At 64.3% G+C, this 13,101-nt stretch carries 10 protein-coding genes; 2 read left to right on the top strand and 8 right to left on the bottom strand.

Going from position 1 to position 13,101, the window contains the following annotated elements; all coding sequences use genetic code 11:
- Nucleotides 1-5: 5 nt before the first annotated feature.
- On the bottom strand, nt 6-1,136 hold the full coding sequence (locus AC5RTB_RS12750; RefSeq protein ID WP_494061444.1) for an ROK family glucokinase: 1,131 nt from the start codon (nt 1,134-1,136) through the stop codon (nt 6-8).
- Nucleotides 1,137-1,292: 156 nt separating this feature from the next.
- Between AC5RTB_RS12750 and AC5RTB_RS12745 the strand changes: the two genes are divergently transcribed.
- Complete coding sequence (locus AC5RTB_RS12745) at nt 1,293-3,113, top strand: AMP-dependent synthetase/ligase (RefSeq protein ID WP_494061443.1); 1,821 nt, start codon at nt 1,293-1,295, stop codon at nt 3,111-3,113.
- A 2-nt stretch (nt 3,114-3,115) separates the two neighbouring features.
- Here AC5RTB_RS12745 and AC5RTB_RS12740 read toward each other — a convergent pair whose 3' ends face one another.
- From AC5RTB_RS12740 to AC5RTB_RS12730, 3 genes are all read right to left on the bottom strand, one after another.
- Nucleotides 3,116-4,528 carry a mycothione reductase gene (locus tag AC5RTB_RS12740; protein ID WP_494061442.1) on the bottom strand — a complete coding sequence of 471 codons (1,413 nt, stop codon included), beginning with the start codon at nt 4,526-4,528 and terminating at the stop codon, nt 3,116-3,118.
- Between the two features lie 3 nt (nt 4,529-4,531).
- Complete coding sequence (locus tag AC5RTB_RS12735) at nt 4,532-5,935, bottom strand: MinD/ParA family ATP-binding protein (RefSeq protein ID WP_494061441.1); 1,404 nt, start codon at nt 5,933-5,935, stop codon at nt 4,532-4,534.
- 91 nt (nt 5,936-6,026) lie between these two features.
- Nucleotides 6,027-9,428: a pyruvate carboxylase gene (locus AC5RTB_RS12730; RefSeq protein WP_494061440.1), complete on the bottom strand. Its 3,402-nt coding sequence runs from the start codon at nt 9,426-9,428 to the stop codon at nt 6,027-6,029.
- 233 nt (nt 9,429-9,661) lie between these two features.
- Here AC5RTB_RS12730 and AC5RTB_RS12725 point away from each other — a divergent pair, with 233 nt between their 5' ends.
- Nucleotides 9,662-10,489 carry a ParA family protein gene (locus tag AC5RTB_RS12725; protein ID WP_494061439.1) on the top strand — a complete coding sequence of 276 codons (828 nt, stop codon included), beginning with the start codon at nt 9,662-9,664 and terminating at the stop codon, nt 10,487-10,489.
- Nucleotides 10,490-10,555: 66 nt separating this feature from the next.
- On the opposite strand, the gene AC5RTB_RS12720 is transcribed toward AC5RTB_RS12725, so the two are convergent.
- From AC5RTB_RS12720 to AC5RTB_RS12705, 4 genes are all read right to left on the bottom strand, one after another.
- On the bottom strand, nt 10,556-11,149 hold the full coding sequence (locus AC5RTB_RS12720; protein WP_494061438.1) for a MerR family transcriptional regulator: 594 nt from the start codon (nt 11,147-11,149) through the stop codon (nt 10,556-10,558).
- Nucleotides 11,150-11,333: 184 nt separating this feature from the next.
- Nucleotides 11,334-11,843 carry a bifunctional nuclease family protein gene (locus AC5RTB_RS12715; RefSeq protein ID WP_494061437.1) on the bottom strand — a complete coding sequence of 170 codons (510 nt, stop codon included), beginning with the start codon at nt 11,841-11,843 and terminating at the stop codon, nt 11,334-11,336.
- A gap of 9 nt (nt 11,844-11,852) precedes the next feature.
- Entirely contained in the window at nt 11,853-12,602 is a 750-nt protein-coding gene (gene ftsR / locus AC5RTB_RS12710) for a transcriptional regulator FtsR (RefSeq protein ID WP_494061436.1), read from the bottom strand.
- 8 nt (nt 12,603-12,610) lie between these two features.
- On the bottom strand, nt 12,611-13,090 hold the full coding sequence (locus AC5RTB_RS12705; protein WP_494061435.1) for an FHA domain-containing protein: 480 nt from the start codon (nt 13,088-13,090) through the stop codon (nt 12,611-12,613).
- Between the last annotated feature and the right edge of the window lie 11 nt (nt 13,091-13,101).

Raw genomic sequence — 13,101 nt, 5'->3', positions numbered from 1 at the left:
GCGGCTCAGCGCCGTTCGCTGAATCGGCCTGACGACAAGGTGCCGTACGGTCTGCCCAACAGCGGTCGGTACCGGATACGCGAAAGGTCCGCCGCACCGACGAGCCCTGCATCCGGACCCAGCGCAGCGGAGGTGATTCTCGCCGCGGGCCGGAAGCCGCGTCCGGTCAGGTTCCGTTCAAAGGCACGCCGCGCCGGGTCGATCAGGAGTTGTCCGGCCGCCCCGAGTCCGCCGCCGATGACGAAGGTCCCGGGGTCCAGTGCCGCTCCAAGGTTCGCGAGGCCGAGTCCGAGCCACTGCCCGACGTCGTCAATCAGTTCCCGGCACACCGGGTCACCCTGGAGGGCCAGGCGCGTGACCACCGCGCCGGTGATCGCGTCAACGTCACCGCCCACCTCCTGCAACAGCGTCTGTGCCACAGGCGAGTTGGCTGTGGCCAGTTCCCGGGCTTCGCGTCCGAGCGCGTTGCCCGAGGCATACTGCTCCCAGCATCCGCGGTTGCCGCATTCGCACCGATGCCCGTTGGGAACGATGATTTGGTGCCCGAACTCCCCCGCCACGCCATGGCGGCCACGTTCAAGCACCCCGTCCATGATCATCGCGCCGCCTATTCCGGTGCCCAGTGTGATGAGCACGAGCCGCGGCTCACCCCGCCCTGCCCCAAAACGCCATTCGGCCCAGGCAGCGGCGTCGGCATCGTTGAGGACGGTAACGCGCCGGCGCAGGGTTGCCTCGAGGTTGGCTCTCAGGGGTTCGTTGCGCCACGCAAGATGGGGGCTGAAGAGCACGGTCCCGTTGTCCAGGTCCATCCATCCCGCCGCACCGATTCCCACCGAGCGGATACGGCGACCTCGCCCGAGCTCGCGCACGAGGTCAACGATGACCGATTCCACCGCCCGCGCATTTTGCCCGGGTGTCTCCCGCCGGGCCGAGGCGACAATCGTGCCGTCCGGGTCGACAACTCCGGCCGCCACTTTCGTCCCGCCGATATCTATCCCGATCGCGAGCCCACGTGCACGACGAGGCCGGGCAGCGTACCGGGAACTCGCCGCCTGCTGCGCGCGGAGGGGCCGACGGTTCCCGGCGCCGTGGCGAAATCCGCCTGCTGTAGCGCCCTCTTCTGGTTCCACCTGCATGGATGCCGGCCTCCCGCCGTCGTTCTGGGACTGCGCCGCGCTGAAAGCAACGGTTCACCGTTACCGTTTCGTACATTACTGGAGAGTAAGAGCGACCGGAAAAGCTATAGGCTAGAAAAATCTCGCAGGATGTGACGAATATCAAAGGAGATTCCCGTGCGCGAAAACAGCGTTCCGGTCAAAGTGCAGGTCCCTCGGGACAGTAACACCACTCACCTGGTGGTGAAGCAGGCCGAGAAAGCCAGTAATCCTGCCCTGTTTGCCACCAAGGATGCCTCAGGGCAATGGTCCGATATCCGCGCCACGGAATTTCTTTCCGATGTTCGCAAAATCGCCAAGGGTCTGATGGCGAACGGTGTGGGACCCGGCGATCGAGTGGCCATCATGGCGCGCACCCGTTACGAGTGGGCGCTGGTGGATTTCGCCATCTGGTTTGCGGGCGCCGTGTCCGTGCCGGTGTATGAGACCTCCTCTCCGTCGCAGGTCGCCTGGATCCTCGGTGACTCAGGCGCCCTCGCAGCGTTCGTTGAATCCGGCCGGCACGAAAATGTCGTCCGCCAGGCGGTCGCTTCCGAGAACCTGGATGCCTTCCGGGAGGTCTGGCAGTTCGACGGCGGCGGGTTGGACACGCTTCGGGCAGCAGGAACCGATATCGACGATGCAGCGCTCGAGGAGCGTCGCCTGATCGCGAACCTTGACGATGTCGCGACCATCATCTACACCTCGGGGACCACGGGAAAGCCGAAGGGCTGCGAACTCACGCACGGCAACTTCGTGGAACTGTCCGAAAACGCCGCTGCGTCGCTGCCCGAGGTTGCCCACGAGGGCGCGCAGACCATCATGTTCCTTCCCCTGGCGCACGTCTTCGCGCGATTCATCTCTGTACTGTGCGTCGCGGCAGGTGCCACGGTTGCGCACACGCCTGATGTGAAGAACCTGCTTCCGGACCTGCAGAGCTACAAGCCGAGCTTCATCCTGGCCGTGCCGCGCGTGTTCGAAAAGGTCTACAACAACTCGATGCTCAAGGCCGAGGACAGCGGCAAGGGCAAGATCTTCCATGCCGGTGCGGACGTTGCGATCGCCTGGTCCAAGGCGGACCAGGCCGGCAAGGTAGGCCTCGGTCTGAAGGTCAAGCACGCCGTGTTCGATAAGCTGCTCTACGGCAAGATCCGAACCGCAATGGGCGGCAGGGTGCAGCACGCAGTGTCCGGTGGCGCACCGCTGGGCGACCGGCTGGGCCATTTCTTCCACGGCATCGGCCTGATGGTGCTCGAGGGTTACGGGTTGACCGAGACCACCGCGCCTATTTCGGTGAACACACCGCAGAAGATCAAGATCGGCACGGTGGGCGCTCCCCTGCCCGGCAACGCGGTCAAGATCGCGGACGACGGCGAAATCCTCGCCAAGGGCGTCTCCGTCCTGAAGGGCTACTTCAAGCGTCCCGACCTCACGGAGGAAGCCTTCACCGACGGCTGGTTCCACACCGGCGACATCGGGCAGCTCGACGAGGACGGATTCCTGAGCATCACCGGCCGCAAGAAGGAAATAATTGTGACCGCCGGCGGGAAGAACGTCATTCCTGCACAGCTTGAGGACACAATCCGTGCCAACGCGCTCGTGTCGCAGTGCGTCGTTGTTGGAGACCAGCGGCCGTACATCTCAGCGCTGATCACCCTCGATGAGGAGGCTCTGCCCGGGTGGCTCGAGCGGCACGACCTTCCGGCTGAAACCACCATGGCTGAAGCAGCCCGCCACCCCGCGGTTGAGGCGGAGATCCAGGCGCTCGTGGATTCGGCTAACGAGTCGGTTTCGCAGGCTGAAGCAATCAAGGTCTTCCGCATCGTTGAGCAGGACTTCACCGAGGCAAGCGGCCATCTCACGCCGTCGATGAAGATCAAGCGCGCGCAGGTGCTCAAGGACTACTCCAGCGTGGTAGAGGAGATCTACTCGCAGCCCCGCACACAGCCGGCGGGATAACCTCAGGTGGAGGGCGCCTTCAGCGAAAGCAGGGCGTTCTCCACCACCTCGGTCAGCGCCGGGTGTATCCAGTACTGGCCCCGGGCCATGGTGAAGGCGTCCAGGCCGAAGTGCATCGCCTGGACAATCGGCTGGATAAGGTTCGAGGCTTCATGGCCCATGATGTGTGCGCCGAGAATAGTGCCCGTGTCCGCTTCAGCGATGACCTTCACAATCCCGGTTGCGTCCTCCATTGCCCAGCCATACGCCGTTGACCCATACTGCTGAACTGCAACCGCAAGGCGCGAACCTGTCTTTTCCGCCCGTTCCAGTGCCTGTTCCTCAGTGAGACCGACCGTTGCGATCTGTGGGTGGGTGAACACGGCCGCCGGGACATACCGGTGGTCGCTGGCGTGCAGAGCTTCGGGGTGGAGCAGGTTGTGAGAGACCACCCGTGCCTCATGGTTCGCCACGTGCTTGAGCTGGAAAGGGCTCGAGATGTCCCCGAGCGCCCAGACACCCGGGACAGGATCACCCTGCCGCAGCACCCGCTGGAAGGCATCAACCGCAATCCGGCCGTCGCCGGTCCGATCGAAACCGACGTCCGAAGCTCCCACACGGTCGCTGTTCGGAGTACGTCCCGTCGCAACCAGCACGACGTCGGCCTCCACGGCCACTTCAGCCCCATCCGGACCAGTCAGCAGGGCCGTCACCGACCCGTCGGCGTTACTGTGCACCCGGCCCACCTGGTGCCTGGTCAGTACATTCCACTGCGACCGTGCACTGTCCGTGAAACGTTCGGAGACGGTGTCGTCGAGGGAGCGCAGCATGTGTCCCGATCGCACGGCGAGGGTCACCTCGGTACCGAGGGAGGAGAAGATGTGCGCGAACTCGGCTGCGATGTATCCGCCGCCGATGATCAGCATGCGCGCGGGCTGTTCCTCCAGTCTCATGACTGTGTCGGAGGTGTGGATCTGCGGGAGGTCCAGCCCCGGGATGCCCGGTACCGCTGGGCGGGAGCCGGCCGATATGACCACCTGATCGGCCGTGATCACCGCACCGGATCCGGTGACCAGGGTGCGGTCCTCGGTGAAGTGGACGTCCTCCTCGAAGAGGTCCACATGGTCCAGTTCGTCCGCGCGGTACACCCGTCCAGCCTCGGAGATGCTGTCGACGCGGGTGAAAATTCGGTCCCTCAGGTCTTTCCAGCGCGTCGCGGTGTGCCGCAGGTCGACACCCAGCCGACCCGCGTCCTCGGCAGCGCGTGCAAGGTCTGCCGGGTAGACGAGCATCTTTGTGGGGATGCATCCCACGTTCAGGCAGGTTCCGCCGAAGGTCCCGCCTTCAATGACGGCAATCTTTTTCGCCTGCCACTCGGGCGTGATGATCGTGTTCCCGGAGCCGGAACCGATAATCGCCAGGTCGTAGTGAACCACGAATCAGTGCAGCTGATCCACGACAAGCGCTGCGAGCTCAACCACGGCGTCGCGCGTTCGGGGCTGCAGCTTGGAGAGTTCCACCCGGGAACCTTCGGCGAGGTGGCGGTCATACGGAATGCGCACCACGGTGCCGACCCGGGACCTGAAGTGTTCCTCGATCTCTTCGACGTTGACCTCGGTGCGGTTCCCCGACGACATATTGACCACTACGATCGCCTTCTCCACAAGCTCATGCTGACCATGCGCTTCGAGCCATGAGAGTGTTTCGGATGCCAGTCGCGCCTCATCAACGCTCCCGCCCGAAACGAGCACGACGGCGTCGGCTTTCTCCAGGGTGCCCTTCATCACCGAGTGCACCATGCCGGTGCCGGAATCAGTAAGCACGATGGAGTAGTACCGGCCGAGGATGTCGGTGACGGCGCGGTAGTCGGCGTCGTCGAAGGCCTGGGCCACCGTCGGATCGGTGTCAGAAGCGAGGACATGCAGGCGCGAGCCCTCGCGCGCAACATAGCTCGACAGTTGGGCGAAGGAATCCACCATGAACCGGTTCTGCACCAGCTGGCGTGCCGTGAACTCCGCTTTACCGGGTGAACGGTCCGAGAGCGTTCCCCGGTCGGGATTCGCATCCATTGCGATGATCCGGTCCTCGCGGATCTCGGCCAGCGCCATCCCGAGCAGGGTCGTCACAGTCGTCTTGCCGACACCGCCCTTGCGGGAGAGCACTGGGACGTACCTGGTCCGCTCCCCCAACCGGACGCTCACCCGGTGCTCGAGTGCACGACGGATCCGCACCGCGTCCGAGTCACCCAGGTTCAGGTACCCGAAACTCGCCTTATACAGCCAGAAGCGCCATCCGCTGATGGGCGCGCGCCGCTGTGAAGTCAACAGCCGGTCTGCCGTTAACGACGACGCCGGCTCCGGGCCTTCGCCCTTGTCCCGGCGGGCGCTCCGGTCAGTAACCGCCGGAGTAACGGCCTGGGGTACCGGTGGCACCTCGTTGGCGGGCCCGCCCGAGGGCATCCACCCGGTCCCATCCTCATCGTCGGAAATCCGGATGTCGCTGTCGGCCAGTGTTAGGTCTGCAGGATCAGTGGGGTGCTGTCCCGGGAACTGCCCCTCCGTGGCGGGGGTGATTCCCATGTGCGGCAAGCGCTCGGGCACCGCGGCCTGAGGCACAGCGGGGCCGGGTGTACCAGCGCTACCCGGCTCCGCGTCGTCGTCCTCGGAGCTCAACGTGTACTCCTCAGCGGCTTCCTCCCCCGTATCCGTGTCGGCTTGAGTCGCCACTTCGCTGTTAGCCCTCCCAGTTTCAGGGTGGTCCTGGTCATTCACGGTCTCGCCGGGTTCCCGCGGAGCAGGGCTCTCCTCCGTGGACTGTCCTGCCGGCACTTTCTCGTTGGCCATGATTCCTCACGCTAGGGTAACGCCCGCAACAGGTGCTGCAGGTTGATTCTGCATCACCTTAGCGCAGGCACCGTCTCAGCGCAGTCACAGGTCAGGCGGGGTCGATCACCAACAGAAGGTCTCCGCCCTGCACCTGTTCGACCGCACCGATCGCGAGCCGCTTGACTGTGCCGCCGACAGTGGTGGTGATGCCGGCTTCCATCTTCATCGCTTCGATGGTTGCCACGGTGTCACCGGCCTTGACGGTGTCTCCCTCGGCCACGCCGAGGCTCACTGCCCCGGCGAACGGGGCGGCCACATGGCCGGGCTGGGTGGGATCTGCCTTCTCAGCGGCCTTGACATCGGTGTGGACGCTGCGGTCACGCACGACGACAGGACGCATCTGCCCGTTCAGGGTGCACATCACGGTGCGCATGCCCTTCTCGTCGGCGTCGGACACGGCTTCGAGCGTGGCGATGAGCCGGACGCCCTTTTCAAGCTGGATGACGTGCTCGCCACCCTGCTGCAGTCCGTAGAGGTAGTCGCGGGTGTCCAGCACCGACACGTCACCGAAAGTGTTGCGGGTGGTCTGGAAGTCCTTGGTGGGCCCGGCGAACAGGAGCCGGTTCAGCGTGGCGCGGCGGGTTGCAGAGTCCCCATCCAGTGCCTGCTGGTCCTCGGCGCTCAGATCGGCGTCGCGGACCTTGACGGTGCGGCCCTGAAGCGCCTTGGTCCGGAACGGTTCCGGCCAGCCTCCGGGCGGGTCCCCGAGTTCACCGCTGAGGAAGCCGATGACGGAGTCCGGAATGTCGTACTTCTGCGGGTTCTCCTCGAATGCCTTCGGGTCCACGTTGGAACCAACAAGCTGAAGCGCAAGGTCGCCGACGACCTTCGAGGACGGGGTGACCTTCACGAGCCGACCAAGCATGCGGTCAGCGGCCGTGTACATGTCCTCCACGGCCTCGAACCGCTCGCCGAGGCCAAGGGCGATGGCCTGCTGGCGGAGGTTGGAGAGCTGGCCTCCCGGGATTTCATGACGGTAGACCCGGCCCGTCGGTCCGGGAAGGCCCGACTCGAACGGTGCGTAGACGCGGCGGACGGCTTCCCAGTAGGGCTCGAGGGAGCTGACATCCTCCAGCGACATGCCGGTGTCGCGTTCGGTGTGCGCAAGCGCGGCGACCAGCGCTGAAGCGGAGGGCTGGCTGGTGGTTCCGGCGAGCGAGGCGCTGGCGACGTCGACGGCGTCGACTCCCGCGTTGGAGGCCGCCAGCAGAGTGGCCAGCTGACCGCCTGCGGTGTCGTGGGTGTGCAGGTGGACCGGCAGGTCGAAACGCTCGCGCAGGGCCGTGACAAGCTTCGCGGCAGCAGCGGGGCGCAGCAGCCCTGCCATGTCCTTGATTGCGAGGATGTGGGCTCCGGCGTCGACGATGCGCTGCGCCAGGTCCAGGTAGTAATCGAGGGTGTAGAGCTTTTCCTCAGGGTCGAGCATGTCGGAGGTGTAGCACAGGGCCACCTCGGCAACCGCGGTTCCCGTTTCCCGAACGGCGCGGATGGCCGGTTCCATCTGTGAGACGTCGTTGAGCGCATCGAAGATACGGAAGATGTCAATGCCGGTGGCTGCGGCTTCCTCCACGAAGGCTTTGGTGACCGCTTCCGGGTAGGGCGTGTAGCCAACGGTGTTGCGGCCGCGGAGCAGCATCTGCAGACAGATGTTCGGCATCTCGGCGCGAAGGACGGCGAGCCGCTCCCATGGGTCCTCGCCCAGGAAGCGGAGTGCGACGTCGTACGTTGCGCCGCCCCAGGCTTCGACCGACAGGAGTTGCGGCATCTTCGCGGAGACCGCCTTGCCCGCCGCGACGAGGTCACGGGTGCGTACGCGGGTGGCCAGCAGTGACTGGTGCGCGTCGCGGAAGGTGGTGTCTGTGACCGCAAGGGCGGTCTGGGCGCGCAGCTCGGCCGCGAAACCCTCCGGGCCGAGCTCCTGGAGGCGCTGGCGGGTTCCCGGCCGCTGCTCCATCCCGACAACCTTCGGCAGCTTCTCCGCCGGATCAAGCTCAACGGTGAGCTCACCGTTGGGCTTGTTGACCGTGACATCGGCCAGCCAGTTCAGAAGCTTGGTTCCGCGGTCAGCCGGGACCCGCGCGGTCAGCAGTTCCGGCCGCTCGTCAATGAACGAGGTGGCCACATCACCGGCAATGAACGCCGGATCGTCAAGGACCGACTGCAGGAAGGAAATGTTGGTGGATACGCCACGCACACGGAACTCGGCCAACGCACGCCGTGCACGGCGTACAGCGGACTCATAATCACGACCGCGGCAGGTGAGTTTGACCAGCATGGAGTCGAAGTGGGGGCTGATTTCGGCGCCCGCATACACGGTGCCGCCGTCGAGCCGAACGCCCGCGCCGCCGGCCGACCGGTACGCGGTGATTTTCCCGACGTCGGGACGGAACCCGTTGGCAGGGTCTTCGGTGGTGATCCTGCTCTGCAGGGCGGCACCCCGCAACCGCACGCTCTCCTGGGACAGACCGAGGTCAGCCAGCGTCTCCCCCGCCGCGATGCGCAGCTGGGACTGGACGAGGTCTACGTCTGTAACCTCTTCCGTTACGGTGTGCTCAACCTGGATGCGGGGATTCATCTCAATGAAAACGTGCTGTCCGGCGCGCTCACCGACGGTATCGACGAGGAATTCAACGGTTCCCGCGTTGACGTAGTTCAGTGCCTTCGCGAACGCAACGGCGTCACGGTACAGCGCCTGCCGGATGTTCTCGTCCAGGTTCGGCGCCGGCGCGATCTCAATGACCTTCTGGTGGCGGCGCTGCAGGGAGCAGTCCCGCTCAAAGAGGTGCATGACATTGCCCTCGGCGTCAGCGAGGATCTGTACCTCGATATGACGCGGGCGCAGCACAGCCTGCTCGAGGAACATGGTCGGATCTCCGAACGCCGAATCTGCCTCGCGCATCGCTGATTCGAGCGCTTCACGCAGGTTTTCGCGGTTATCCACCCGGCGCATGCCTCGGCCACCGCCGCCGGCTACCGCCTTGGCGAAGATGGGGAATCCGATCTCATCCGCTGCGGCGACGAGTTCCTCAAGGTCCGAGCTCGGCTGGGAGGACTTCAGGACAGGGATGCCCGCCTTCTGCGCGGCTTCCAGCGCACGGACCTTGTTACCAGCCAGTTCCAGCACCTCAGCCGGCGGACCCACGAAGGTAATGCCCGCGTCGGCCGCTGCGCGTGCCAGATTCGGGTTCTCGGACAGGAAACCATAGCCCGGGTAGATGGCATCGCAGCCCGCTTCCTTGGCTACCCGGACGATCTCCTCCACATCGAGGTACGCACGGACCGGGTGGCCTTCCTCACCAATGAGGTAGGCTTCGTCAGCCTTCTGCCGGTGAATTGAATTGCGGTCCTCATGAGGAAATACCGCGACGGTCTTTGCGCCGGTTTCATAACCCGCCCTCATCGCGCGAATGGCGATCTCGCCTCGGTTGGCTACCAAAATCTTCGAGAACATTGCTCTCCTGCGTCCTTGCGGGTCGATGGAACGACGACTTAGCGTGCCCAGCCTACATTTGGTCTTTCTGGTCAAAGTAATTTGTAGTCACATGCCGGTAATTCTTCGACTTGGCGGCCCACCGCCGAGCCGTGTTCGTACGGTCTATGGGTCCACCTATGATGAATAGGGTGTGCGGGGACGAACGATCCTGCGATCTGTAGCATCTCAAACGTTAGGTATTGGTTCAACAAGTGCAAGTAGTGAGCATCAGCAGCCTCAAAGGCGGGGTCGGCAAGACCTCGGTCACCCTGGGACTGGCATCCGCGGCATTGTCCGCAGGGATCCCCACACTTGTCGTTGACCTTGATCCGCACGCGGACGCAACCACCGGGCTTGGGGTTCAGGCAAACGAGCAGACTGATATCGGCCGCCTGCTGAAAAACGCCCGTCGAGGCGATCTCGCCGCCAACGTTGTGCCGAGCGGCTGGGTCAATAATGCTCTCAAGCGCAGCTCAAACAACGCGGCGCACGTGCTCGACGTGGCGATGGGTTCCGCCTACTCAGGCATCTATGACCGGCCTGACCTCGCCAAGCGGGATCTGCGGCGCCTCTCCATGCTGCTGGATCGTGTTCAGGGATACCGTCTTGTCCTGGTTGACTGCCCGCCATCCCTGAACGGGCTCACCCGCATGGCCTGGACTGCAAGCAACAGGGTAATGCTCGTTGCCGAACCCGGACTGTTTTCCGTCGCCGGCACCGAACGGACCATGCGTGCCATCGAACTGTTCAAGAACGAGTTCGCACCAAATCTCGCACCGGCGGGCATCGTGGCAAACCGGGTACGCACCGGCTCAAACGAGCACACGTTCCGGCTGAACGAAATGAAGCAGATGTTCGGTGATTTGCTGCTCAGCCCCACCATAACGGAGCAGGCCAACTGGCAGCAGATCCAGGGTGCAGCGCATGCAGTGCACCACTGGCCGGGTGAATCAGCGAAGCAGGCAGCAGGGCACTTTGATGACCTGCTGCGCTCCCTGCTGGACTCCGGGCGCATGCGTAACCGCGTCGCCCGCCGCTAGCGCCGCTGGGCCTCCGCCGGCCACAAAAATGCCCCGCACTTGGCGGGGCACAATGGTGGATCCGGGTCAGCTGATTTTGCGGGCTGCCCGTCGCTTGCTCAGTTCGTCGTCGGGAAAGTCCTGGTCGGCTGCGTGCTCACTCGGCAACGCTGCAAGACTTCCTTCGACCTCCCGCCATACGCGCCCAACGGCGATGCCGAAGACTCCCTGCCCGCCCTGGACAAGGTCGATCACTTCATCAGCGGACGTGCACTCGTAGACGCTGGCGCCATCACTCATCAGGGTGATCTGCGCGAGGTCCTCAACTCCGCGTTCCCGCAGGTGTTCCACAGCGCTGCGGATCTGCTGGAGAGAAACCCCGGTGTCGAGCAGCCGCTTGACGACCTTGAGCACGAGGATGTCGCGGAATCCGTAGAGCCGCTGGGAGCCGGACCCGGAGGCGCCGCGAACTGCGGGTTCAACGAGACCGGTGCGGGCCCAGTAGTCGAGCTGGCGATAGGTAATGCCCGCAGCTTTGCAGGCGGTAGGTCCACGGTAACCCGCGTCCTCATCAAGCACAGGAAGGTCTTCGGTGAAGAGCAGGCCCTGCGCGCTGGCGGGTATCGATCCACCCGTAGCGGCCGCGTTGGAACCCGTACCGGCGTCGCCTTTCGGACTCACGTGTTGCCTCCTCGTTCTGGTTCCCGGGGGGAAGTGGCACAAGCCGAGGTCCACAGGGGGATTAAATGAATGTCTGCCCTGAGTTTACAGCTAGTGCAATGGGAACTGTATGCTTCGACGTTAGATCCCCGGGTACCCGAGGTCAAAGATGCCGCACATAACAATCAAGGCGTGTCGTCTGTGGCTACTTCTCAAAGTCTTCGGGCTCGACGTCGGCCAGAAACTCGCGGAACTGTTTCAGCTCGCGCTCGGCGTTGGCCTGGCCTTCCGCGGAGGAGGTGTCGCTGTCGTCGTCGTCCGCCTCCGCTATCTCCACGCCCGTGTCCTCCATGACCTGCGGTGCGCAATAAATGGGGCACGGCACGCGGAGAGCAATAGCGATGGCATCAGATGCCCGGGAGTTGACCGTTGTGCCGTCCTCAAAGACAACCTCGGCGTGGAACACGGTGTCCTCCACCCGGACAATCCTGACCTCGGTCACTGTGTGGTTGAGGGCCGCGACGATACTTACGAGGAGATCGTGGGTCATGGGGCGCGGCGGGACAATTCCCTGCTGGACGAACGCTATTGCGCTGGCTTCCGGTGCGCCGATCCAAATGGGAATGTGGCGGGTTCCTGCCGCCTCCTTGAGAAGGACAAGGGGCTGATTGGACGGTAGCTCGATGCGAACGCCTACTACATCCATCTCGATCATGTCTGCCTCCTAGTTTTCCATCCGTGCAATCTGACCCTGGACGAGGGCGCTGTGGAGGTTTAGGCAGAGCTCGCTGATCTCGCGCGCGGTTTCTGCCGCCCGAGCCTTGGAGGCCACGTCGCGGCGGGAGGCCACCGGCGCAACGACGCTCTCAACAAGACCGAGTTCACGGTCTGCTGCGGCACGGAAGGGACGTAGGTGGCGAGGCTCGATCCCGTGTGATTCGAGCTGCACACAAGAGCGGGTGATCTTCAGGGCGTGCTCGTCGAAGCGGCCGTCAACCTCCGCTATGAGGCCGAACGCAATCAGGTCGCGGATCAGTTCGGGACGGGCTCCGGCTTCGGCGGCGAGAGTCTCCCGGGTGAGCCGGCGGGCGTGGGATCCGAGCTCACGCGCAAGTTGGTCCGAGACCATGCGTGGAGCCAGGGTGACGCCGCCGGGCAGGTTCTCCGGCCGCTCTCCCCGATCGATCGCGTCAAGGTAATCCTTGATGACTTTGAGCGGGAGGTACTGATCTCGCTGCAGCGCCAGAACAAACCGCAGGCGTTCGACGTCGACCGGAGTGTATTTCCGGTAGCCCGCCCGGGTGCGCTGCGGGGTGATGAGCCCCTTTTCTTCAAGGAACCGGATCTTCGAGGCGCTGATCTGCGGAAAGTCCCCAGCCAGCTCGGTGAGGACCTCCCCAATATTCAGGACGTTCCCGCTGACACGCTCCGGGGCTATACCCACGGGTCGCCGGGACGGCTGGGAGGAGGGCATGTAGGTGCCTAGACCCGACCCTGCGACTGCGGCACGCTCCCGGCGGCGTAGAAGGTGAGGCGGAACTTGCCGATCTGGACCTCATGGCCGTTGCGCAGCACAACGCTGTCAACGCGATCGTTATTCACGTACGTACCGTTGAGGCTCCGGGAATCGACAACCCGGAAACCCTCAGGTCCACGACGGAACTCTGCATGCTTGCGGGACACCGTCACATCATCGAGGAAAATATCGGCGTTGGGGTGGCGTCCGGCGGTAGTGACGTCTTCATCCAGGAGGAAGCGCGCGCCGGCGTTAGGGCCTGTGTGGGCGATGAGCAGTGCTGAACCAGCGGGCAGGGCCGCAACGGCGGCGCGTTCCTCGTTGGTCAGACGCGGCTCAACGGTTGGGGCGGCCGACTGGGGCGGCAAGCCGATGGTGGTCGTCTCAGGCGAAGGCATATGCGATCCCGAAGCGTCCTGTCCGGCTGCGTTGTTCTCGCCTACCATTTCAAAATTCC

This window comes from Arthrobacter sp. M71 S08, from assembly GCF_059089725.1.
This window is presented reverse-complemented; position numbering and strand designations above follow the sequence as displayed.